21 protein-coding genes are annotated in these 22,954 nt (G+C 67.8%); 12 read left to right on the top strand and 9 right to left on the bottom strand.

Going from position 1 to position 22,954, the window contains the following annotated elements:
* Positions 1-212 precede the first annotated feature (212 nt).
* Entirely contained in the window at positions 213-851 is a 639-nt protein-coding gene (locus EGT67_RS23815) for a TetR/AcrR family transcriptional regulator (RefSeq protein WP_127918582.1), read from the bottom strand.
* A 225-nt stretch (positions 852-1,076) separates the two neighbouring features.
* Positions 1,077-2,243 carry a 3-hydroxy-9,10-secoandrosta-1,3,5(10)-triene-9,17-dione monooxygenase oxygenase subunit gene (gene hsaA, locus EGT67_RS23810; RefSeq protein ID WP_127918581.1) on the bottom strand — a complete coding sequence of 389 codons (1,167 nt, stop codon included), beginning with the start codon at positions 2,241-2,243 and terminating at the stop codon, positions 1,077-1,079.
* A 305-nt stretch (positions 2,244-2,548) separates the two neighbouring features.
* Between hsaA and EGT67_RS23805 the strand changes: the two genes are divergently transcribed.
* From EGT67_RS23805 to EGT67_RS23785, 5 genes are all read left to right on the top strand, one after another.
* Positions 2,549-3,703, top strand: coding sequence for a 3-ketosteroid-9-alpha-monooxygenase, oxygenase component (locus EGT67_RS23805; RefSeq protein WP_127918580.1), 1,155 nt, complete (start codon positions 2,549-2,551; stop codon positions 3,701-3,703).
* Complete coding sequence (locus tag EGT67_RS23800; protein WP_127918579.1) at positions 3,684-3,947, top strand: hypothetical protein; 264 nt, start codon at positions 3,684-3,686, stop codon at positions 3,945-3,947. The genes EGT67_RS23805 and EGT67_RS23800 overlap by 20 nt, the downstream gene beginning before the upstream one ends.
* A gap of 28 nt (positions 3,948-3,975) precedes the next feature.
* Positions 3,976-4,767: an SDR family NAD(P)-dependent oxidoreductase gene (locus EGT67_RS23795; RefSeq protein WP_127918578.1), complete on the top strand. Its 792-nt coding sequence runs from the start codon at positions 3,976-3,978 to the stop codon at positions 4,765-4,767.
* Between the two features lie 82 nt (positions 4,768-4,849).
* The gene (locus tag EGT67_RS25570; protein ID WP_127918577.1) at positions 4,850-5,749 is read left to right on the top strand and encodes a nuclear transport factor 2 family protein; all 900 of its coding nucleotides are present in this window, start codon (positions 4,850-4,852) and stop codon (positions 5,747-5,749) included.
* 78 nt (positions 5,750-5,827) lie between these two features.
* Positions 5,828-6,529: a hypothetical protein gene (locus tag EGT67_RS23785; protein WP_241566217.1), complete on the top strand. Its 702-nt coding sequence runs from the start codon at positions 5,828-5,830 to the stop codon at positions 6,527-6,529.
* Between the two features lie 12 nt (positions 6,530-6,541).
* On the opposite strand, the gene EGT67_RS23780 is transcribed toward EGT67_RS23785, so the two are convergent.
* Positions 6,542-7,357: a DUF72 domain-containing protein gene (locus EGT67_RS23780; protein WP_127918576.1), complete on the bottom strand. Its 816-nt coding sequence runs from the start codon at positions 7,355-7,357 to the stop codon at positions 6,542-6,544.
* A 114-nt stretch (positions 7,358-7,471) separates the two neighbouring features.
* Between EGT67_RS23780 and EGT67_RS23775 the strand changes: the two genes are divergently transcribed.
* On the top strand, positions 7,472-8,635 hold the full coding sequence (locus EGT67_RS23775) for an alpha/beta hydrolase (protein WP_127918575.1): 1,164 nt from the start codon (positions 7,472-7,474) through the stop codon (positions 8,633-8,635).
* Positions 8,636-8,726: 91 nt separating this feature from the next.
* Here EGT67_RS23775 and bphC read toward each other — a convergent pair whose 3' ends face one another.
* The 4 genes from bphC to EGT67_RS23755 form a co-directional block, all read right to left on the bottom strand.
* Complete coding sequence (gene bphC, locus EGT67_RS23770; protein ID WP_127918574.1) at positions 8,727-9,632, bottom strand: biphenyl-2,3-diol 1,2-dioxygenase; 906 nt, start codon at positions 9,630-9,632, stop codon at positions 8,727-8,729.
* A 40-nt stretch (positions 9,633-9,672) separates the two neighbouring features.
* Complete coding sequence (locus tag EGT67_RS23765) at positions 9,673-10,845, bottom strand: acyl-CoA dehydrogenase family protein (protein WP_127918573.1); 1,173 nt, start codon at positions 10,843-10,845, stop codon at positions 9,673-9,675.
* A gap of 412 nt (positions 10,846-11,257) precedes the next feature.
* Positions 11,258-12,946 (bottom strand): FAD-binding protein, encoded by a 1,689-nt coding sequence (locus EGT67_RS23760; protein ID WP_127918572.1) that lies wholly within the window; start codon positions 12,944-12,946, stop codon positions 11,258-11,260.
* Between the two features lie 14 nt (positions 12,947-12,960).
* Positions 12,961-13,827, bottom strand: a complete 867-nt coding sequence (locus EGT67_RS23755; RefSeq protein ID WP_127918571.1) for an alpha/beta fold hydrolase — start codon at positions 13,825-13,827, stop codon at positions 12,961-12,963.
* Positions 13,828-14,109: 282 nt separating this feature from the next.
* On the opposite strand from EGT67_RS23755, the gene EGT67_RS23750 reads away from it, so the two are divergent.
* Positions 14,110-14,655: a flavin reductase family protein gene (locus EGT67_RS23750; protein ID WP_127918570.1), complete on the top strand. Its 546-nt coding sequence runs from the start codon at positions 14,110-14,112 to the stop codon at positions 14,653-14,655.
* Positions 14,656-14,794: 139 nt separating this feature from the next.
* On the opposite strand, the gene EGT67_RS23745 is transcribed toward EGT67_RS23750, so the two are convergent.
* Positions 14,795-15,688 carry an IclR family transcriptional regulator gene (locus tag EGT67_RS23745; RefSeq protein WP_127918569.1) on the bottom strand — a complete coding sequence of 298 codons (894 nt, stop codon included), beginning with the start codon at positions 15,686-15,688 and terminating at the stop codon, positions 14,795-14,797.
* 285 nt (positions 15,689-15,973) lie between these two features.
* Between EGT67_RS23745 and EGT67_RS23740 the strand changes: the two genes are divergently transcribed.
* Entirely contained in the window at positions 15,974-16,855 is an 882-nt protein-coding gene (locus EGT67_RS23740; RefSeq protein ID WP_127918568.1) for a TIGR03619 family F420-dependent LLM class oxidoreductase, read from the top strand.
* A gap of 52 nt (positions 16,856-16,907) precedes the next feature.
* A complete protein-coding gene (locus EGT67_RS23735; RefSeq protein WP_127918567.1) occupies positions 16,908-17,405 on the top strand; it encodes a nuclear transport factor 2 family protein in 498 nt (165 codons plus the stop codon).
* Positions 17,406-17,471: 66 nt separating this feature from the next.
* On the opposite strand, the gene EGT67_RS23730 is transcribed toward EGT67_RS23735, so the two are convergent.
* On the bottom strand, positions 17,472-19,088 hold the full coding sequence (locus tag EGT67_RS23730) for an acyl-CoA synthetase (protein ID WP_127918566.1): 1,617 nt from the start codon (positions 19,086-19,088) through the stop codon (positions 17,472-17,474).
* Between the two features lie 283 nt (positions 19,089-19,371).
* Here EGT67_RS23730 and EGT67_RS23725 point away from each other — a divergent pair, with 283 nt between their 5' ends.
* The 3 genes from EGT67_RS23725 (at position 19,372) to EGT67_RS23715 (ending at position 22,861) form a co-directional block, all read left to right on the top strand.
* On the top strand, positions 19,372-20,313 hold the full coding sequence (locus EGT67_RS23725; RefSeq protein WP_127918565.1) for a 3-oxoacyl-ACP reductase: 942 nt from the start codon (positions 19,372-19,374) through the stop codon (positions 20,311-20,313).
* A gap of 20 nt (positions 20,314-20,333) precedes the next feature.
* Positions 20,334-21,086, top strand: coding sequence for an SDR family NAD(P)-dependent oxidoreductase (locus tag EGT67_RS23720; protein WP_127918564.1), 753 nt, complete (start codon positions 20,334-20,336; stop codon positions 21,084-21,086).
* Positions 21,087-21,307: 221 nt separating this feature from the next.
* Positions 21,308-22,861, top strand: coding sequence for a GMC family oxidoreductase N-terminal domain-containing protein (locus tag EGT67_RS23715; protein ID WP_476742043.1), 1,554 nt, complete (start codon positions 21,308-21,310; stop codon positions 22,859-22,861).
* Positions 22,862-22,954 lie beyond the last annotated feature (93 nt).

Genomic DNA, 22,954 nt, shown 5'->3' with positions numbered 1-22,954 from the left:
AGTGCTCCTCTGAAGAACTGCGAGTACGTGCGAAATCCGCGAACCGGCCCCGGAGCGGGACTGCAACGCGTTCATTTTTGGAATGTATTCTACTTTCGCGATGAGGGCAATGGACGCGGGGGAACTGGATCACGAACTGGACCCCATCGCCGCCCGACGACGAATTCGGCCCCGCAGGAACCCTGCGGGGCCGAATTTGAAATTCGTTTCAGTTACGCCGTCTCGGCGGATTCCGGAAGCTGCGCGTTCGACAGATCGGCCAGCAGCAGGCGGCACGCCGTGCGGAGATCCTCCTCGGCATCCGGGACGGAGATCCGCCCGTTCAGGCACGACTGGATGATCCCGAACCACGCCGAGACCAGTAAACGGACCAGAACCGAGTCGTTCTCCGTGACCTGCTCCAGTCCGGCGGCCTCGAACAGCACATCGCGGAACTGGCGGTCCACGCGCGCCACGTCGGGAATCGCCGTGACCTTCGCGGTACTCGTCGACTGGATCATCGCGTTCGCCAGCAGCGGCCGACGCAGGAGCGCGCGCGTGGCCCGCAACAGCGTCTCGAAGATCTCGTCCTGCGGGGTGGGCGCCGGGTGCGCGCGCCGCGCGAACCCCTCGCTCATCTGGTCGATCTGGTCGACCATCACCGCCACGAACAGGTGCGTCTTGGACGGGAAGTACCGGTAGAGGGTGCCGATCGCGACGCCGGCAAGCTTCGCGACCTCGTGCATCTGAACCCGCTCGAGATCCTTCTCGGTGCCCAACTGAGCCGCGGCGTCGAGCATCCGCGCAAACCGCGCCCGCTGCTCGGCCGAACTCGGTTCGGCTGCGTCCCGCGCCTCGGCGACTCTCGGCACCGTTGATCCCCTACCTTCTGCTCGTCCATGCGTGCGCCGCGGCGCGCGACTCACACTGGAATGCTCCCACCCGACGTCAAATCAGGCGACGAACCGCCGCACAATTCCGCTCAGTGGGAGTCCCGCGGCCGCGGAACAAGCACCTGCGATTGCGTTCCACATCGAACCCGAAATCGATGGAGGACACAACCACGCCGGGTGGGGCAACCGATGGCGGCCCGGTCGCTAGACCAGGTTGTCCTCGATCGGCAGCCCGAACGCGCCGCGGCCGTACATGGCCAGGGCGCGTTCGGCGTCGTTGGCGACGTGCACGCTGCCCGCGTGCGCGTCACGCCACGCCCGCTCGATCGGGTTGCCACGATTGAGCGAGTTTCCGCCCGCGGTCTTGAACAGCAGGTCGATGGCCTCGACCGCCCGCTCGGTCCCGCGCACCTGGTCGCGCCGCACCCGCAGTCGCTTGCTCATCGGCAGCGGCTGTCCCTCCTCCGCCAACTCGAGCAGTTCCCGGATGTTGCGGTCCATCTGCAGGATGGCCGCGTCGATCTCGGACGACGCCCGGGCCACCGCGACCTGCGCGAACTGGTCCTCGGCGAACCGCCCGCCCCCGAGGCTGAGCCGGACCCGGTCCCGCATCGCCGTCAGGTAGATCTCGTAACAGCCGGCCACCGTGCCGATCACCGGGGCCGCGACCGCACTGGTGAAGATGGCGCCGAACGGCAGCTTGTACAGCGGCGCCGTGTTGATCTTGGTCCCCGGTGCGCGCAACTGTGCCGCGTCGTAGTTGCGCAGCACCCGGTACTCGGGCACGAACGCCTTCTCCACGGTGATCTCGTTGCTCGCCGTACCCCGCAGGCCCACGACGTCCCACACGTCGTTGATCCGATAGTCGGTGCGCGGCACGACGACGGTCATGAAGTCGACGGGACGCCGGTCCTCGCAGACCACGAGGGCGCCGAGCATCGCCCACGACGCGTGGTCGCAGCCCGACGAGAAGCGCCAGCTGCCCGTCAGCTCGTAGCCGCCCTCCACCGGAATCAGTTCCCCGACAGGCGCATACGCCGACGACACGAGCACCGAGGTGTCCTGGCCCCACACCTCGTCCTGCGCACGGACGTCGAACAGGCCCAGGTGCCACGGGTGCACACCGAGCACCGACGCGACCCATCCCGTCGATCCGCACGCACCCGAGATGGCGCGCACCACCTCGTAGAAGTCGACGGGGCTCGCCTCGAGGCCTCCGTACCGCGCGGGCTGCAGCATCCGGAACACGCCGGCGGCGCTCAGGTCCCGGATCGACTGATCGGATACACGGCGGGACTCGTCGACAGTCTGTGCGCGATCGGCAATGGCAGGCAGTAACTCGCGAACCGACCGCAGAACCTCGTGGGCCATGTGGTGCTCCTTCGCGGCCCCGGACGGGGTCGCATGTCGGGATTGGGGGGGTACCCGCATGGTAGGGCCGGATCCGGAAACGCCTCCTGCGGGAGTCCCCTTCGTCCGGTTTCCAACGGTGCTACGCCTCCTCACCCGTCGGTCCCGCCCAGTGGGACTACGGAAATCCGGGTGATAGGTGTCACCTAGCGTGGCCGTCAATGCCACAGGTGCATCCTCCGCACGGCGACGATCACCCGCGGCCAGCGCTCGACATTCGAACGCGCCTGAACTCGAAATTGCATTTCCCTGAAAGGACGGACGAAGTGACCCTCAAGTCCGAAGAGCCCGAAGTTCGCGAGATCGTTGCCGGCAGCGCCCCGACCCGCTTCGCGCGCGGTTGGCACTGCCTGGGCCTTTCCGAGTCCTTCAAGGACGGAAAGCCGCACTCGGTCCACGCTTTCGGCACCAAGCTGGTCGTCTTCGCAGACAGCAAGGGCGACCTCCAGGTCCTCGACGCGTACTGCCGCCACATGGGTGGCGACCTGAGCCAGGGCGAGATCAAGGGCGACTCGGTCGCCTGCCCGTTCCACGACTGGCGCTGGAACGGCAAGGGTCGCTGCACGGACATCCCCTACGCCCGCCGTGTCCCCCCGGTCGCCAAGACCCGCGCCTGGCCGACCCTGGACCAGGACGGCATGCTCTTCATCTGGCACGACCCCGAGGGCAAGGCGCCGGCCGAAGAGGACATGTACATCCCCCGCATCGAGGGCGCGCTGAGCGACGAGTGGACCGAGTGGGTCTGGTACACCACCGAGGTCGACACCAACTGCCGCGAGATCGTCGACAACATCGTCGACATGGCGCACTTCTTCTACGTGCACTACTCGTTCCCCACGTTCTTCAAGAACGTCTTCGAGGGCCCGGTCGCCAGCCAGTTCATGCGCGGCGAGGCCCGCACCGACATGCGCCCGCACGCGACCGGCGTCCCGAAGATGCTCGGCAGCCGCTCCGACGCGTCCTACTTCGGTCCGTCCTTCATGATCGACGACCTGGCCTACGAGTACGAGGGCTACGACGTCGAGTCGATCCTCATCAACTGCCACTACCCGGTCAGCCCCGACAAGTTCGTGCTCATGTACGGCATGATCGTCAAGAAGTCGCCGGTCCTCGGTGACAAGGCGCTCGCGACCGCACAGAAGTTCGGTGAGTTCATCGCCAAGGGCTTCGAGCAGGACATCGCCATCTGGAAGAACAAGACCCGCATCGAGAACCCGCTCCTGTGCGAGGAGGACGGCCCGGTCTACCAGCTGCGCCGCTGGTACGACCAGTTCTACGTGGATCGCGCCGACGTCACCTCGGAGATGACCGACCGTTTCGAGCACGAGATGGACACCACCAAGGCTGTCGCATCGTGGCGCCGCGTGGTCGAGGACAACCTCGAGAAGAAGGCGCGTGAGAATGCAGCCGCTGGAGTGTGATCGCTGCGGGGCCTGCGTGCAGGTCCAGAAGCACAGCTGGGAGCACACGGCCGTGCAGTGGAACGAGGCGGCACAGGAGCAGTGCCTCGAGATCCACGAGTGGGTGGGCCGGGAAGGCCGCCCCGGTGCACCGGTCATGCGGTGCGAGGCGTTGAGCGCGGCGATCCAGGTCGCCGCGCTCGACGGGCGCCTCGCGATCACCAACGAGGAGCCCGTCCCCACCCCGCAGGTCGTCGACCACTGAGTCGCGCCGCAGACGAGAGAGACCTTTCATGATCGACAAGAACCAGTACGGCCCGTGGGTCGTCATCGCCGGCGGCTCCGAGGGCGTCGGCGCGGCCTTCGCCGACGAGCTCAGCCGCGCCGGGCTCAACCTCGTGCTGATCGCGCGCAAGCCGGGACCGCTCGAGGAGACCGCGGAGAAGGTCCGCGCCAACGGCGTCGAGGTCCGCACGCTGTCGCTGGATCTGCTGGCCGACGACGCCATGGACCAGATCCGCAAGGTCACCGACGACCTCGAGGTGGGCCTGCTCATCTTCAACGCCGGAGCCAACAGCTACGGCCACGAGTTCGTGACGGGTGACCTGAACGGATTCAACGGGGTCATCAACCTCAACATCACCAAGCAGCTCGAGCTGTCGCACCACTTCGGCGCGAAGATGAAGGACCGCGGACGCGGCGGCATCATGCTGCTCGGCTCGCTGGCCGGCTACATGGGCTCCGAGCACCAGAGCATCTACGCGTCGGCCAAGGCGTTCAGCCGGGTGTTCGCGGAGAGCCTGTGGCTCGAGCTCGCGCCGTACAACGTCCATGTCGTCGAGCTGATCCTGGGCGTCACCCGCACTCCCGCGATGATCCGTGCCGGACTCAACTTCGACATCCCCGGCATGATCGTGCAGGAGCCCGAGGACGCGGCGCGCGAGGGTCTCGAGCACCTCACCGACGGCCCCGTCTGGGTGGCCGGCGGCAACTACGCGGCCGCCGAGAAGCGCAGCGGCTTCCCCCGCGACAAGATGGTCAAGGGCGCGGCCGAGGCGATGCGCAAGCTGCTGAACCGCTCCTAGAATTCCAGATCGACAGGCTGTGGCTGCGACCGAAAGGTCGCAGCCACAGCCGTATTCGCACCCCGCCTCGGAAGGAATGCCGATGAGTCTCAAGATCCTGTTGGCCGAACGCGAGATCGCCCGCGGCGTCGTCCGGTTCGCACGCGCGATGGACGACCGCGACTGGCCGGTGCTACACGAGATCATGCTGCCCGACGCCACTGCCGAACTCGGCACCGGAACGCTGCACGGCCCCGGCGAGGTGGAGGCCGCGATCCGCTCGTTCCTCGACGACTGCGGGCCCACCCAGCACCTGCTGGGCAACATGCTGATCGACGTCGACCTCGAGGCGGGCACCGCCACCAGCCGGACCTACGTGTCCGATCTGCACCTCGGCGTAGGCGACCGGCAGGGCCTGAGTTTCTCCACGCTCGGCGACTACCACGACGAGTGGCGACTCACCGACGGCACGTGGCGGATGAGCCACCGCACCAAGCACATGCGCGGCACCCAGGGCGAGATCGAGGTGCTCGGTGCCGGTCCCGGGCACTGGAACGGCGGAGCGTCGCCGGTGAACCCGCGTACGGCCGCGGCGGACGTCGAGGCGATCAAGGCGCTCAAGGCCCGCTACTTCCGGCTCATGGACACCAAGGACTGGGACGGACTGGCCGCCGTCTTCACCGACGACGTCGCGATCGACATGACGGAGACCGGTGGCGGCGTGACGAATTCGGTGTCGGAGTACATGCCCTTCCTGCGGGCGAGCATCGAGAACGTCTCCACCGTCCACCACGGCCACATGCCCGAGATCACCCTCACCTCCCCCACCACCGCGACCGGCGTGTGGGCGATGGAGGACAAGCTGTGGTGGCCGGAGGGCTCCGCGCCCGGACTCGGCGCCCTGCACGGCTACGGCCACTACGTCGAGGAGTACCGCAAGTCCGGCGACGGCTGGCGGATCGCCTCGATGCGCCTGACCCGGCTGCGGACCGACACGGCGTAGGGCGCTTCGTCCGACCGAATTGTCCGATACGGTTGCGGCAGGCTGGCGGGGGGCCTGCCGCAACGGGGAGGAACACGCATGTCGAGGAATTGGGCCGCCGCCCTGGCGGCTGCCGGACTTCTGGGTGCTGCGGCGTGCGGGACCACCACGGTCACGGACACCATCGCCGATCCGGCTGTCGCACGCGCCAGCCTGCTGCCCGACGCCTCGGAGCTTCCGCCGGGAGCCGTGGTCGAACGACTCGACCGCGAGGACCAGATGGTCCTCAGCCTCAAACTCGACGCGCCCAGCACCGGCGACGGACTGGACACGACGGCGACGTTCGAACCACCGGAGTGCGACGGGCAGAACAGCTACGCCGACGAGGCCCGAATCCGCCTGATCGAGAACGGCTCCGCGGCCGGCGTGCTGCTCGGCGAGGAACGCGGCTACATCGTTCTGGTCAGCGAGACGGGCATGAACATCACCCGGGTCGCGGACGCGCACACCGGATCCTGCTCGACGTACACCGTCACCTACGACGACCCCGGCGCGTCCGCCCGGACGGTACGCACCGAGCGACTCGACCTCCCCCAGGCGCTCGCGTCGGAGGACGCCGTCATCCTGTCCGAGGTCACCGACCCCGACAACCCGAAGTGGACCGACGACGAGATCCTGCTGGGGTACGCGGCGGTCCGCGGCTACACCGTGATGGTGCTGGCGTACCACGGCAAGGAGTTTCGCGCCGAGTTCGACGACCTCTTCACGCGAGCGATCGAGAAGGTTCGCGCGCAGGCCTGAGCGAGACGTCGTTCAGCGAAGGCGATCCAGCAACCCCATCGCGTCGAACGGCGCGTAGCCCTTCATGTCGTTGTCGAAGTACACGAAGGCGTCCAGCCCGTCGTCGATCCAGGTGCGCACCGTCGCGGCCCACCGGTCGAGGGCCTCGTCGGTGTAGCCGCTCGCGTACAACTCGGCGTCACCGTGCAGGCGGGCGTACGCGAAATCCGTCGTGTTCTCGTCGATGCGCGGATACCGGCCCGCGGTGTCGGCCAGCACGAGCGCGACACCGTGCTCGCGCGCGATCGAGACGACCTCGGGCACCGCGAAACTCGGATGCCGCACCTCGAGTGCGTGCCGGATCGGACGCTCGGCGTCCGTGACGGCGAGGACACGGTCGTCGGACAGCTTGTCGTCGCGGTGCTCCGCGAGCGTGCACGCGGCGGTGGTGGTCCGTGGCAGCCGCGCCAGGAAGGCGTCGAGGCGGTCCGCGTCGAACTGCATGTTCGGCGGCAGCTGCCACAGGATCGGACCGAGCTTGTCGCGCAGGCCGAGCACACCGGACGCGAAGAAGTTCGCGAGCGGGACCTCGACGTCCAGGAGCCTGCGCACGTGGGTGATGTACCGGCCGCCCTTGACCGCGAACACGAATCCGTCGGGTGTCTCGTCGCGCCACTTCACGAAGCTCGACGGCTTCTGCAGCGCGTAGAAGGACCCGTTGATCTCGATCGATGTCAGATGCTCGGCGGCGTACCGCAGTTCCTCGCGGTGGACGAGACCTGCCGGATAGAACCCGCCGCGCCACCCCGGGTACACCCACCCGGAGATGCCCACGCGGACGTCCGCCATGCCGCCGCAGTGTAGTCCCGCCCGGCCCACGATTCCGGCGACTCGGGAACACCCGTCGGAGGGCCGGGGTACCGTCGGATCGCTGGAAACAAGACTGTAGGGGGGATTTTCTCCATGTGGGGTTCAGATCCGAAACGCGTGGCGCGACGCCGGGTGCAACGGGGGTTGCTCGGCGCGTCGCTCGCGGCACTGGTGGCACTGCCGCTTGCCGGGGAGGCGCTCGCGGCTCCGGGAAGCACCGGGAGCGCCGGCAGCACCGGGAGCGCCAACGGCTCGAGCGGCAGCGCGGCCGCAAGCTCCGACAACGGCAGCGTGACCGCCGGGTCGGTGATCCCGGGGCCGCTCCAGAACGAGCATCCGCCGCTGCCGCCGCTGCGCGACGACATCACGACCGCAGCCATCACCGGCGAGGTGCACAAGACCGATCAGCTGGTGCGCTTCACCGTCGCCTCGCCGGCGCTGCACCGCGAGGTCGGGGTGGAGGTGCTTCTCCCGAAGGACAATTCGGTGCCGCGCCCGTCGATCTACGCTCTCGAGGGCGTCGACGCCGGCGAGGACACCAGCGGGTGGCTCACCAACGGTGGCGCTGCGGAATTCTTCGCGGACAAGAACGCGAACGTCGTCCTGATCAACGGCGGTGTTTCCGGGCTGTACACCGACTGGGACCGGACCGACCCGGGCGTCGGACTGCACAAGTGGGAAACCTTCATCACCCAGGAACTGCCGCCGCTGCTCGACGCCCGACTGAACACGAACGGCGTCAAGTCACTGCTCGGGATCTCGATGGGCTCGCAGGGCGCGATGATGCTCGCGCACCGGAACCCCGGGATGTACCGCGGCATCGTGGTGTTCAGCGGCTGCTACTCGACCACCGACGACCTCGGTCGGCTCACGGTGCAGTCGACCGTGTCGTCGCGCGGCGGCGACATCGCGAACCTGTGGGGCGAGGTCGGCGGACCCGAGTGGGAGGCTCACGACACTGTGCGCAACGCCGAGGCACTGCGCGGCATGGACATCTACATCTCGGTGGGGTCGGGCGTGCCGGGCCAGTACGAGGATCCCGCTGCATCCGACTGGTTCGACCGGGTGTTCATCGGTGGCCCCATGGAGGTCGCGGCGAACGGCTGCACCCGGCTTCTCGACTCCCGCCTCGAGCAGCTGAAGATTCCCGCCACCGTCGAGTACGAGCCGATCGGCATCCACGGATGGTCGTACTGGCGGGACCGGCTGCCGAAGGCGTGGCCGACGCTCGCGCGTTCGCTCGACCTCCCCGCCTGACCCAGGTTCGGCGAGAGGTCGGCACCGACACGGGAAGGGCCCCGCACGGACGAATCCGTGCGGGGCCCTTCCCGTCGTCACGACCGGACGATCATGCCTTGGGGATGAACGCCTTCAGCGGCTCCGAGGCCGACCAGTCGTGGCCCCAGTAGCTGTCCGCCGTGATCTCCTCGGCGGTGTAGAAGGTCTCGTCGACCAGCATGCCCTCGGTGCCGAACTCGAGGTCCCAGCCTCCGGGTGCACGCACGTAGAACGACACCATCTTGTCGTTCGTGTGGCGGCCCAGGGTCGAGGAGATCGTGAAGCCGAGCTTGGCGACACGGTCCAGTGCCTGGCCGACGGCGTCGAGCGTGGACACCTCGGTCATGAGGTGGACCAGGCCGGGCTCGTCGGTCGGCGGCGCCGGGCACAGCGCGAGGCTGTGGTGACGCTGGTTGACGCCGAGGAACCGGACGCGCGAGACGCCGTCCTGCAGCCGGATGGCGCCACGCGGGAGGAAGCCGAGCACCTCCGTGTAGAAGGCGTAGGACTCCGCGAACTTCGGCGTCGGCAGCACGACGTGACCGAGGCCCTGCGGGCCGGTGACCCACTGGCCACCGTGCGGCGTCACGACCGGGCTGTGGTCGAGCACCGGGCCGAAGAAGACCTCGACGCGGGTGCCGGCGGGGTCGTCGAACGCGATGACCTTCTCGGCGTCGCGGTAGTCGGCCTCTTCGAGGGAGAGCTCCTCGACAGCGATGCCGGCCTTCTCCACGGCCTCGCGGACGCGCTGCAGTGCGAACTGGTCACGCACCTCCCAGCCCACCGCCAGGGCCTTGTCGGACTCGCCCGGCAGGACGATCAGGCGCGCACGCCGCTCGTCGAGGCGCAGGTAGAGGCCGTCCGGCTCGGGACCCGAGCCGATGGCCATTCCGAGGCCGTCGACGACGAGCTCACGCCAGCGCGCGATGTCCTGGGTCTGAATTCTGAGGTAACCGAGACCCCGAATGTCCGTCATATCAATCCGTCCCTGAGTGAGGAATTCAGTTGGGTTCGAACTAGATCATCGAACGGTGGATGCCCTGCGGCTCACCACCGAGCTGGGTCAGCGCCGATGCGTGGTTGATCGACCCGGGCACGTGGATCGCGTGGGTGAGGCCGACGTGCGCGTCACGCCAGAAGCGCTGCAGCGGGAGGGTGACCTTCATGGCACCGCCACCGGCGCGAGCGAAGATCTCGTCGAGGGCGCTCACGGCGCGCCACGCGGCGTTGGTCTGGGTGCGGCGACCGACGGCGCGCTCCTCGAAGGTGACCTCCTGGCCCTTCTCGGTCTTGTCCCAGAAGCGGTCGACGGTCTCGAGGATCGACACCTTCGCAGCGTTGATCTCGTCGGCGGCCTGACCGATGGCGTAGAGGACGTACGGGTCCTCCTTGATCGGGACGCCGGTGACCGCGACGCGCTCCTTCTGCGCGGCGATGTACAGCGCGAGACCGCCCTGGCACATGCCGATCAGCGACGAGGAGATACCGAGCGGGAAGATGCAGGAGAACGGGAACTTGTACAGCGTCTCGTCGCGGCCGGCGTGCTTGGCACCGTTGCCGCTGAGGACGATCTCGGAGTCGATCGTGCGGTACTCGGGGACGAAGGCGTCCTTGACCGTGAAGTCCTTGGAGCCGGTGCCGCGCAGGCCGACGACGTTCCAGCTGTCGTGGTCGACGGTGTAGTCCGCCTTCGGGACCAGCACGTGCAGGATCTTGCCGGTCGGGACACCCTTCTGGTCACCGACGAGCGCACCGATCATGACCCACTCGCAGTGGTCGTTGCCGGTGGAGAAGGACCAGCGGCCGTTCAGGATGTAGCCGCCGTCGACCGGCACCGCGACACCCATGGGGGCGTACGGCGACGCGATCCAGGTGTCGACGTCCTCGCCCCAGACCTCCTGCTGCGCCTTGGGATCGAAGAAGGCCATCTCCCACGGGTGCACGCCGACGATGCCGGAGACCCAGCCGGTCGAGCCGTCGACGGCACCGAGGGCCATCGCCGTCTCGGCGAACTCACGCGGGTGCGACTCGAGGCCGCCGAACTCCTTCGGCTGCAGCATCCGGATGACGCCGGCGTCGCGGACACGCTTGGCGTTGCCGTCCGACAGACGCATCAGCTTCTCGCCCTCGATGCCACCCTCGCGGATCTCGTCCGCGAACTGCATGATGTTGTCCAAAACCTGACCCATTGCTATCAGCTCTCTCTCTGCGATCCCACGGCGACGCGGATCAATTCTTAGCGGCCAGACCGATTGCGCTCTAGAGCACTTGGTCTTTCCTGTCCTCCGACAAGCTCGGGCGACCGGCCTCGACGAGAATCTCGGTTCGGGTGCGCCGTGACGCTTGGCATGCGCGCGGCATGCGCGAGGAAGCTGGGTGGGCACCGGAGCAGCGCATCGTCAGCGACAGCCGATCGAGCATCGCGCCCTCCTGGTGCGAGTGGGGACCAACGCTCTTCGATCGCGCTGATCGTGTGTGTGGAACGGTCCCAGGAATTCGGCCGGGAGAACAAAACCCCTCCCGCTCAGCGGGACTGGGATTCGGCCACGTCAGAGCCTGTTTCCCAGTCCCGCTGAGTGAGCACTCGGGAACCTTTCCGGACTACTTCGCGTTCGAACCCGACAGACGGTCCGAGGCCGTGTCGGCGACGTGGTTCGCGGCCACGTAGCCGAAGACCATCGACGGGCCGATCGTAGCGCCGGCTCCGGCGTATTCGTTGGCCATCACGGACGCCGACGTGTTGCCGGTCGCGTACAGACCCTCGATGACGCCGCCGTCCTCACGCAGCACGCGTGCCTCGGCGTCGGTGACGAGACCACCCTTGGTGCCCAGGTCGCCGGCCTCGACACGGATGGCGTAGAACGGGCCCTTGACGATCTCGTCCATGGCCGGGTTCTTCATCGTCGGGTCGCCGTAGTACTGGTCGTACACGCTGTCGCCGCGACCGAACTCCTCGTCCTTGCCGGTGCGGGCGTAGCCGTTGAACCGGTCGACGGTCTCGAGCAGGTTCTGCGGCGGGACACCGATCTTCTCGGCCAGCTCGCTCAGCGAGTTCGCCTTGTGGACGATGCCCTTGTCGTAGAAGCCCTGCGGGAACGGCGCACCCGGCAACACCTGCGCGAACGGGTACCGCGAGCGGGCCTTGCTGTCCATGATGAAGTAGGCCGGGACGTGGCCGCCGTCGAGCTGGTCGTGCACGAAGTTCACGTACGGAGCCGACTCGTTGGTGAAACGCTTGCCGTCCTTGTTCACGATCACCGACGGCGGGATCGAACGCTCGGACACCAGCGGGATGACCGCACCCATCGGGTGCATGACGGACGGCATCCACCAGGCGTCGTCCATGAGGTCCACCGCGGCGCCGAGCTTCTGGCCCGCGACGATGCCGTCGCCGACGTTCTCGCGCGCACCGGCGCTGTAGTTCTCCACGCCGTTCTCGGGCAGGTACTGCGCACGCATCTGCTTGTTGTGGTCGAAGCCGCCGGTCGCGAGCAGGACACCCTTGCGGGCACCGATGCGCACGGTCTTGCCTTCGCGCTCCGCCGTGATGCCGATGACGGCACCCTTGTCGTCGACGATGAGGTCCTTCATCGACGTCTGCAGCCACAGCGGAACGCCGGCGTCCTTGAGCGCCATGCGCATCCGCGCGACGAGCGCGCGACCACCGGTGGACATGTGGCGACGACGGATCACGTTCGACGACACGCGCCACGCCGCGACGAGCGACGCCCGGCGTCCCTGCCAGGTCCGCTTGACCATCGCCAGGTCGTGGTAGTCCTTCGACGTGACCCACAGGCCGAGCGGGCCCTTGAGGCTGTTGGGGCGCTGGTACTTCTCGTCCTCACCCAGCTTGCGGGTGTCGAACGGGGTGCACTCGACGGTGCGTCCGAGGGGGCGTCCGCCCTCTTCCTCGGGGTGGTAGTCGGCGTAGCCCTTGACCCAGTAGAACTCGATGTGAGGGCTGCGCTCGAGCAGTTCCATCATCGGCGGGCCGTTGTCGACGTAGGCGTCGAGACGCTCGTCGGACACCTTGCCCTCGGTGACGACGTCGAGGTACCGGCGCACCGACTCCCTCGAATCGCCGGCGCCCTTGCGGACGAGCACCGGAGCGTTGGGGATCCAGATGCCGCCGCCGGAGATCGCGGTGGAGCCGCCGTAGGTCTTGCCCTTGTCGATGATCAGGGCGGACATGCCGCGGTCCGCGGCGGTGATGCCGGCGGCCATACCGCCGCCGCCGCTGCCGACGACGAGGAAGTCGACGACGGTGTCGAAGTTCTGATTCTCAGCCATGGTGATCAGTCAGCTCACTTACGGTCGCGCAGAAGGAAGGAGAGCACGGACGCGACCCAGGCGTCGCGGGCCTCGATCATGGTCCAGTGGCCGCAGTTCGGGAACACGTGGAACTCGGCGTTGGGGATGTCGCGCATCGGCAGCAGGCCGAGGTCGACGGGGCTGACCCGGTCGTCGCGGCCCCAGGTGAGCAGCGTGGGGGCCTTGATCTTGCCGAACTGAGCCCAGTACGGAGTGCCGTCGGCCTGCGCGTTGGCCGCGGCCATCGCGGCGAAGGCCTTGCTGCTGTACATGCGGCGGGCGATCTCGAGGGTCTTGGGCTCGGTCGCGAGGGCCCAGCGCTCCTCGATGAGCTGCTCGGTCACCACGGCGGGGTTGTAGACCATCGAGTGCAGCCAGCGGACGAGGCTCTCTCGGGTCGGGTTGTCGGTGAACTCCATGAGGAGCTTGATGCCCTCGCCCGGGTTGGACGAGAGGATGTTCTTGCCCATGCCACCGATCGAGACGAACTTGTTGACGAGTTCGGGGCGCGCGATAGCGATGCGGGCGCCGACGACACCGCCCATCGAGTTGCCGATGATGTCGACCGGACCCAGGCCCAGCCCCTCGAGGAAGACCGGCACCGCGTTGACCGCCTCGACCATCGGGTGGCCGTCGCACGGGTCGGAGACACCGAAGCCGGGGAACTCGAGCACGTAGCAGTGGAAGTGCTCGGCGAAGTCCGCGAGCACGCCACGGTAGTTGCGCCAGCCCGTGACGCCCGGGCCGGAGCCGTGCAGCAGCAGCAGCGGCGGACCCTCGCCGGCCTCGTGGTACCGGAGCACACCCTGATCGGTGTGCAGTTCCCTCAGAGTTCCCTCGTAGGTCAGCTCAGTAGTCATCGTCGCCTCTGTTTGTCCAAGATGTCGTGCGGGTCACAGCCCATCCGGGCGAAGGCTGCCAGCCCGTGCCGATCGCGGCCATGTGGCATCCCGATCAGCGAGACCGCGGGGCGGATCGATCGTCCGCGCCAGGGGTCGTTCCGCTGATCGAGACAGCAGTTCAGCGCGGGGAAGGCACCGCCATACGCTCGCAAACATCGACTTCGGCAGCTCCGACTTTCGCATGCCGGTCGTTCGTTCCACGACTGTGTCGATCATCCGTTCCACGAGCAGGAGGTGCCCATGACCGCTGAGACGATTGCACACCGGAGCACGGCGGGAGCCGGCGCGCCGACGCCCGACGAGATGCGCCGCGTGATGAGCCAGTTCGCGACCGGCGTGACCGTGGTGACCGGCCTGGACGACGAGGGGCCGGTCGGATTCGCCTGCCAGTCGTTCGCGTCGGTGTCGCTCGAGCCCCCGCTGATCCTGATCTGCGCCGACCATCGCGGGCGCGCCTGGCCCCGGATCCGGGAGACCGGCCGATTCTGCGTCAACGTGCTGCACGAGGAACAGTCCGACCTGTGCTCGCGCTTCGGCTCCAGCAAGGGCCGCAAATACGAGGAGCTGGACTGGGAGCTGTCCCGCTGGAACACCCCGGCGCTGCCGGGTGTCCTGATGCGCGTCCACGCGGAGGTCCACGACGTTCACGTCGCCGGCGACCACGACGTCATCATCGGCCGGGTTCTCGAACTCGACACCGTGTGCGAGGAGCGCCCGATGGTGTTCTTCCGCGGCAAGTTCGGCATCCAGGCTCCGGTGCTGACCCCGGCGGGCGCGACCGCCTGATCCCCGAGGACCGAACGAGAACCCGAGGCCGTGCTCCGATTCCGGAGTGCGCCTCGGGTTCCCGTTCGTGGTGTCCGGTGTCAGATCGCCGGTCGGATCCTCGGTCGGATTCCCGGTCGGATTCCCGGTCGGATCCCGATCAGATCCACTGCCCGCTCTGGATGGACAGCAGTCGGTCCATGGCGTCAGCTGACCAGGTGTCCGCGGGCGTGGTCGGCGTGCGTCGGCCACGACGCGGCGCGCCGAGTTCCGGGTACAGGGTGCGCGAGACCTCGCGGGCTGCGTCGACGACGAGCGGCGCGACGCGCTCGAGCTGGGCGGTGCGGGCGTCGCCGCACAGCGAGATGCCGGCCACCGGACCGTCGTGGCCGCGGACCGCGACACCGACGCACGCGACGCCGCGCACCGACTCGCCCCGTTCGAACGCGAGGCCCCGACGCTGCCGGATCCGGTTGAGTTCCTGGTGCAGCGTCGGGATGTCGGTGATGGTGCGATCGGTGCAGCGGCTGAGCCGCTCCTCGTAGAGGCTGTCGACGCGTTCGGGATCCAGCCACGCCAGCATCGACTTGCCACCGGCCGTCGAGTACGCCGGGCCGCGACCGCCGACCCGCGACGGCAGAGTCGACGCGAAACGCCCACCCACCTTGTCGAGGTAGACGCTCTCGCTCCCGTCGAGGACCGCCAGGTGGACGACCATGCCGGTCTGCATGTGCAGTTCGTGTAGCAATGGCGCTGCGGCAGCACGGATTTCACTGTGGCCGCCGTCGCCGCCGCCGAGCCCGAGCGCGCGGCGACCGAGGCAGTAACCGAACGACGCGTGCTCCACCCAGTTCAGGCGCACGAGCTGGTCGAGGATGCGGTGCACCGTCGAGCGGGGCAGCTGGGTACGGCAGGCCACCTCCTCGAGGGTCAGCCGCGCAGCGCGGCCATCGAAAGCGTCGAGAATCAGGGTCATCCGTTCGACCATGGACGGCGGCAGTTCACGGCGCGGGGCCTGCGCAGCGGCCGCCTCACCGGAATCGACGACTGTCATAGACACCTCCAAGCAACATCCACGCCCCTGGTCAGAGGGGCGAAACGATCCAAAACTGAAATCAATTCTGACAGGCTAGCAGGTGGGTCCCGCTGGGCGGGACAGATTCCCTGCCGATTGTTTGTCCGAATCGGACATCGCCATCATGACGTGACCGCCATCACCTCGCACGGTCGGCGGCGGCGGGCCCGACAAAACTCCCGGTGACCGGAAAAGCCGCAGCGGCCACCGCAGCGGCGGAGTAGAACGAAGCTGACCTGACCATCCAGCAACGGAGCCGTAGGGATGCACATCGGAATCGTCTCCCCCGTCGTGGTGCTGCACCCCGACGCCCACTCGGAGTGGGAACGCGATGCCGGCATCACCGAACTGGCCCAGGTCGCCGAGGCCGCCGACCGGCTCGGATTCCACCACCTGACCTGCAGCGAGCATGTCGCCGTGCCGATCGAGGTGGCACGCGCCCGGGGCGGAACCTACTGGGATCCGCTCGCGACGTTCGGTTACCTCGCCGCCCGCACCACCCGGATCCGCCTGGCCACCCAGGTCCTCGTCCTGGGCTACCACCACCCGCTCGAGATCGCCAAGCGCTACGGCACCCTCGACGCCGTCAGTGGCGGACGACTGGTCCTCGGCCTGGGCGTCGGGACGCTGCGGGAGGAGTTCGAACTCCTGGACGCGCCGTTCGAGGACCGCGGCGCCCGCGCCGACGACGCCCTCGCGGCGCTCCGTGCCGCGCTGTCCCGGAGCCTGCCGGAGTACGCCGGGACCTATTACGAATTCCACGACCTGCTCGTCGAGCCGCACGCCGTCCAGGACCGCGTCCCCCTGTGGGTCGGCGGCCGCACGATGCGCTCCCTGCGCCGGGCCGTCGAGCACGGCGACGGCTGGGTGCCGTTCGGGCTGGGCGTCGACGAGCTGGCCGCGATGCTCGGCAAGGTCGGGGTCCCGGCCGGCTTCGAGATCGTGCTCGACGCCGGCGCTCCCCTCGATCCGCTCGGCGACCGCGACCGCACCGTGCGCGCCCTCGAACGCCGTCGGGCCGCAGGCGCCACCATCGCCAGCGCGTCGATCGCCGCGACGGGGGCCGCGCACTACTGCGATCAGCTCGCGGCCCTGCACGCACTGGGCACCGAACTCGGTCTCGAGTTCGAGCCCGCCCAGGCCTGACCGCCACTCCCCCACGAGAACATCCCAGCGGGACAACACCGAAGGAGATCCGATGACCGACATCGCGACCGATACCGCCGCACTCGTCCAGTCCCTCGTCGAGCGGGTTCAGCTGCTCGAGGACAAGCTCGCGATCCAGGAGCTCATCACCGCGTACGGCCCGGCCGTCGACGCCGGCGAGGCCGAGAAGGTCGGCGCCCTGTGGGCCGAGGACGCGGTGTACGACGTCGACATGCGCCTCATGGACGGTCGCGCCGAGATCATGGAGATGGTGCGCACCCGCCCGCACCAGGACTACATCAACGGCGGCTGCGGCCACCTGCTCGACCCGGTCAACATCGTGGTCAAGGGCGACACGGCGATCGCGACCTGCCATTCGCAGCTGCTGCGCCGCAACGAGAACGAGGATTCGTTCCGCGTCTGGCGCGTGACCGCCAACCGCTTCGAGCTCGCGAAGAGCGACGGCGAGTGGAAGATCCAGCGGCGCACCTCGCGCGTGCTCGACGGCCGCGCCGAGGCCCGTGAGCTGCTCGCTCGCGCCGGCAGCTGACCGACCCACGAAACGTCGAACGGCCTGCCCCTCCTTCGAGGGGCAGGCCGTTCGGTCACGACCGGATCAGTCGGCGGCTTCGAGAGTCGCCTTGGCCCAGCGGTAGTCGGCCTTGCCTGCAGGCGACCGGACGACCTCGGAAACGACGACGACGGTGCGCGGCACCTTGTAGCCGGCGATCTGGGTCCGGCAGTGCGCGATCACCTCGTTCTCGTCGAGATCGTCGATGCCGTCGCGGGCCGAGATGACGGCCGACACCCGCTGCCCGTACGTGGGGTCCGGGATTCCGGCGACGAGCGCGTCGAGCACGTCGGGGTGGCTCTTGAGTGCCTCCTCGACCTCCTCGGCGTACACCTTCTCGCCGCCGGTGTTGATGCACGACGATCCACGGCCGAGGACGACGATGGTGCCGTCGGCTTCGACGCGTGCGAGGTCGCCGAGCACCGACAGCCGCACGCCGTCGACGACAGGGAACGTCGCGGCGCTCTTTTCCGGATCGCCGAAGTAGCCGAGCGGAACGTGTCCGGCGCGGGCCAGGTAGCCGACGGTCTCCGAGCCGGGCTCGATCGTCGAGAAGTCGGTGTCGACCACGCGTGCCTTCGGCGACGGCGGCATCCGCAGCTGGCCGTCCTCGTCCTTCTTGAGTTCGCCGTCGTTGCCGGACTCCGACGAGCCGAAGGCGTCGCGGAGGTAGACGTTCGGCAGGAGCTTGTTGAGCTTCTCGCGGACACTCGCCGACCACAACGCGCCGCCGGAACCGATGATCCACAGCGTGCTCAGGTCGAAGCGCTCACCGTGCTCCTCGATCGCGTCTGCGAGCGGGCGGGCGATCGCGTCGCCCACCACCATCACGGTGTTGATCTTGTGCTGGTCGACCAGTTCGAGCGCGGCCACCGCGTCGTACCTGGGCATCAGGACCTGCTTGGAACCCATGAACATGCAGGTGAACAGCGAGTACGACGCCGCGCCGTGCATCAGCGGTGCGGTGACCAGGTAGGTCATGGCGAACTGGTTCGCGGCCGCAGCAGCACCGAGTTCGGCGGGCGAGAGGATCGGATCGCCGCCCATGATGGCGCCGCCGGCGAGTGCGGCGTGGTAGAAGTCCTCGTGCCGCCACATCACGCCCTTGGGCATGCCGGTGGTGCCACCCGTGTAGATGATGTACAGGTCGTCGGCGCTGCGCTCCGCGAAGTCCCGTTCGGGCGACTGCTCGGCGACCGCCTGCCGGTAGTCGGCGAGCGAAACGTCCGCGGCGGCAGCCGCTTCCGCGAGGGCCGGTCCGGCCGGCTCGCCGACGAGCACGATGTGCCGCAGATCGGGGCACTTGGGCAGCACCTCGGCGATGACGTCGCTGAACTCGCCGTCGGCGATCACGGCCTTGAGATGCGCGTCGTTGTACAGGTAGACGAGCTCGGCACCGACATAGCGGAAGTTGACGTTGACCGGGACGGCGCGAACCTTGAGGCAGCCCAGCAGCGATTCGACGAACTCGATGCTGTTGCGGGCGTGCAGACCGACGTGATCGCCCGGCTGCACCCCCTGGGCCGCGAGGTGATGGGCGATGCGGTTGGCGCCGGCGTCGAACTCGGCGAACGTGCGCGACTCCGATCCGCAGACGAGCGCGATCTTGTCCGGAACGGCATCGATCACGGCTTCGGTCAGATCGGCGAGATTCAGTGTCATGGCTGACCCTTCAGGTGAATCGCACACCGAGCAACAGTGCGTTCTACCACAAACCCGCCCCCCGTGTGCCTGAGATCACAACTAGGTGAGTAGAACATATTCCGATACCACGATCAATAGCCCGCCGAACAGATTTCGGGATTTCCCACGCCAGAGAGGGCGCACCGCATCGCGTGCGGGCGATCGACGAGACGCACGGTGCCCGAAATCCCCACAGCCCTTGTGCCGAAACTAGAATGAATACTAGTTTGGAGTGCATCGCACGTAAGGTAAGGAGCCTGACATGGTGGAATCCCTGAGCTTGGCCGGTCGCACGGCCATCGTCACCGGCGCGGGAGCGGGACTCGGTCGCGCCGAGGCGCTCGCACTCGCCGAGGCCGGGGCGGCGGTCGTCGTCAACGACATGGGCGCGGCCGCGCACGACGTCGTCGACGAGATCAAGGCCGCCGGCGGCCAGGCGCTCGCGATCACGGGTGACGTCTCGGATTGGTCGCTCGGCGAGCGGATGGTCCAGGAGGCGGTCTCGAACTTCGGATCGATGGACATCCTGGTCAACAACGCCGGCATCCTGCGGGACAAGATGATCTTCAACCTGTCGGAGTCCGACTGGGACGACGTGATCCGCGTCCACCTCAAGGGCCACGCCGCGACGTCGCACGCGGCGGCGGTGCACTGGCGCCAGGCCAGCAAGGACGCCGGCGGCCCGATCTTCGGTCGCGTCGTCAACACGTCCTCCGAGGCCTTCCTGTTCGGCTCCGCCGGACAGCCGAACTACTCGGCCGCCAAGGCCGGTATCACCGCGCTGACGCTGTCGACCGCGGCCGGACTCTCCCGCTACGGCGTGCGCGCCAACGCGATCTGCCCCCGCGCCCGGACGGCAATGACCGCCGACGCGTTCGGCACCGAGAACAACACCGGCGCACAGGGCCTCGACCCGCTGGCGCCCGAGCGCGTCGCCACTCTGGTCAGCTACCTCGCCTCGCCCGCGTCGGACGAGATCAACGGCCAGGTGTTCGTCGTCTACGGCAAGATGGTCGCGCTGATGGCGGCGCCGCAGGTCGAGAACCGTTTCGATGCTGCGGGTTCCGAGTTCTCGCTCGAGGAGCTGGCCGGTCAGCTGACGCCGTACTTCTCGGGTCGCGGACCCTACGAGACCTACGCCGCATACAGCGTCGCCGGTCTCGAGAAGATCGCGCTGGCCACCGACGCTCCCGCCGAAGTCTGAGCCGGGAACGGGACTCCGGCATGAGGCTGGCAGGAAAGGTCGCGATCGTCACCGGTGGCGCCGGCGGCATCGGCCGCGCGATCACCCGGGTGTTCTCACGCGAGGGCGCGAAGGTGCTGTTCGTCGATATAGACGAAGGACAGGGTCGAGAACTCGAACGAGAGATCACGGATGCCGGCGGTGCGGCGAAGTTCCTCAACGTCGATATCTTGCAGAAGGATTCGGCAGCGAAGATCCGCGACACCGCCGTCGAGGCGTGGGGCCGGATCGACGTGCTGGTGAACAATGCGCACGCGTCCCGGCAGGCGTCCCTGCTGGAACACACGCAGGAGATGTTCGACATCTCGTTCGGTACCGGCTTCTATCCGACCGTGCACCTGATGCAGGCGTGCTACCCGCAGTTGAAGGAATCGAAGGGTTCGATCGTCAACTTCGGATCCAGTTCCGGGCTCGAGGGCATGCCGACGCAGACGTCGTACGCGGCCGCCAAGGAGGCCATCCGCGGCGTCAGCCGGGTGGCCGCCAACGAATGGGCGGCGGACGGCATCCGGGTCAACGTGCTCTGCCCGTTCGCGGCGACCGAGGGCGTCGTGGCGTGGCAGAAGGCGTTTCCCGAGCGTGCGGCCGCGACCGTCGCGAAGGTGCCGCTGCAGCGGATCGGCGATCCCGAGACCGATATCGCCCCGGTGGCGTTGTTCCTCGCGAGCGACGACTCCAAGTACATGACCGGCCAGACCCTCATGGCGGACGGCGGCAGCCTGAAGTTGCGTTGACCGGTACCGGAATGCACCAATTTTCCGGTACCGCCTCGTAACCTCCTCTGTCGGCGGTATAAACCCTGGCAGCCTGCTGCGAAGCAGGCCGCCTACCAAACCGCCGACAGAGGAGTTCCATGACCGATAGCCGGGCGAACAGACGAACTGCGACTCAGGGGATCGGAAGTGTCTCCCGCCGCAGATTCCTTGCGGGAACGGGACTTGCGGCTGGAGCGCTCATGCTCTCGTCGATGTCCACGGTCGCCTCCGCAACCCCCCGCCGCGCCCTCGCCGACGGCGACCGCGTGCCGGCTCTCGTGATCGGCAGCGGGTACGGCGGTGCCGTCGCGGCCCTCCGACTCACCCAGGCCGGGATCCCCACCCAGATCGTCGAGATGGGCCGAAGCTGGGACACCCCCGGGGCCGACGGCAAGATCTTCTGCGGGATGCTCAATCCCGACAAGCGCTCGACGTGGTTGTCCACCACCACCGATCAGCCCGTCAGCAACTTCATGGGCTTCGGCATCAACAAGAGCATCGACCGGTACGTCGGCGTGCTCGACTCCGAGCGGTTCTCCGGCATCAAGGTCTACCAGGGTCGCGGCGTCGGCGGCGGTTCGCTCGTCAACGGCGGCATGGCGGTCACCCCGAAGCGCACCTACTTCGAGGAGATCCTGCCGTCGGTCGACTCGAACGAGATGTACAACACGTTCTTCCCGCGCGCCAACGCGGGCCTCGGTGTCAACAACATCGACCAGGCCTGGTTCGAGTCGACGCCGTGGTACCAGTTCGCCCGCACCGGCCGCAAGACCGCTCAACGGTCCGGTTTCACAACGACTTTCGTTCCGAACGTCTACGACTTCGACTACATGAAGAAGGAGGCCGCGGGGCAGGTCACGAAGTCCTCCCTCGGCGGCGAGGTCATCTACGGCAACAACGCCGGCAAGAAGTCGCTCGACAAGACCTACCTGGCGCAGGCCGCGGCCACCGGCAAGCTCACGATCACCACCCTCCACCGTGTCACCAAGGTCGCGCCGGCCTCCGGCGGCGGCTACAGCGTGACGATGGAACAGATCGACGAGCAGGGCAACATCGTCGCCACCAAGGTCGTCACCGCGGACCGTGTCTTCTTCGCCGCCGGCAGCGTCGGCACCAGCAAGCTGCTCGTCGCGATGAAGGCGCAGGGCCACCTGCCCAACCTCCCGTCGCAGGTCGGCGAGGGCTGGGGCAACAACGGCAACATCATGCTCGGTCGCGCGAACCACATGTGGGACGCGACCGGCTCCCAGCAGGCCACGATCCCGACGATGGGCATCGACAACTGGGCGGACCCGACCGCGCCGGTCTTCGCCGAGATCGCCCCGCTCCCCGCGGGTCTCGAAACGTACGCCAGCATCTACCTGGCCATCACGAAGAACCCGAACCGCGCACGGTTCCAGTTCAATTCGGGCACCGGCAAGGTCGACCTCTCCTGGACCGTGGCGCAGAACCAGCCCGGTATCACGATGGCCAAGAAGGTCTTCGACAAGATCAACGCGAAGGAAGGCACGATCTACCGGACGGACCTGTTCGGGGTGTACAAGACCTGGGGCGACGATTTCACGTACCACCCGCTGGGCGGCTGCGTGCTGAACCAGGCGACCGACAACTACGGCCGTCTGCCCGAGTACCCGGGCCTGTACGTCGTCGACGGCTCGCTGGTCCCGGGCAACGTCGGCGTCAACCCGTTCGTGACCATCACCGCGCTGGCCGAACGGAACATGGCGAAGGTCATCTCCACCGACCTGGCCTGAGTTCTTCGCCCGCGTTCCCGTCGTCGCAGTCGGCGGGAACGCGGGCGGTACGGACATCTCTGTTCTGCACCTTTCCGTTCTTCGCCTCCGCGT

The organism is Prescottella agglutinans, from assembly GCF_004011865.1.
Lineage (GTDB): Bacteria > Actinomycetota > Actinomycetes > Mycobacteriales > Mycobacteriaceae > Prescottella > Prescottella agglutinans.
The sequence above is the reverse complement of the archived record's forward strand: the minus strand, read 5'-3'. Positions and strand labels throughout refer to the sequence as shown.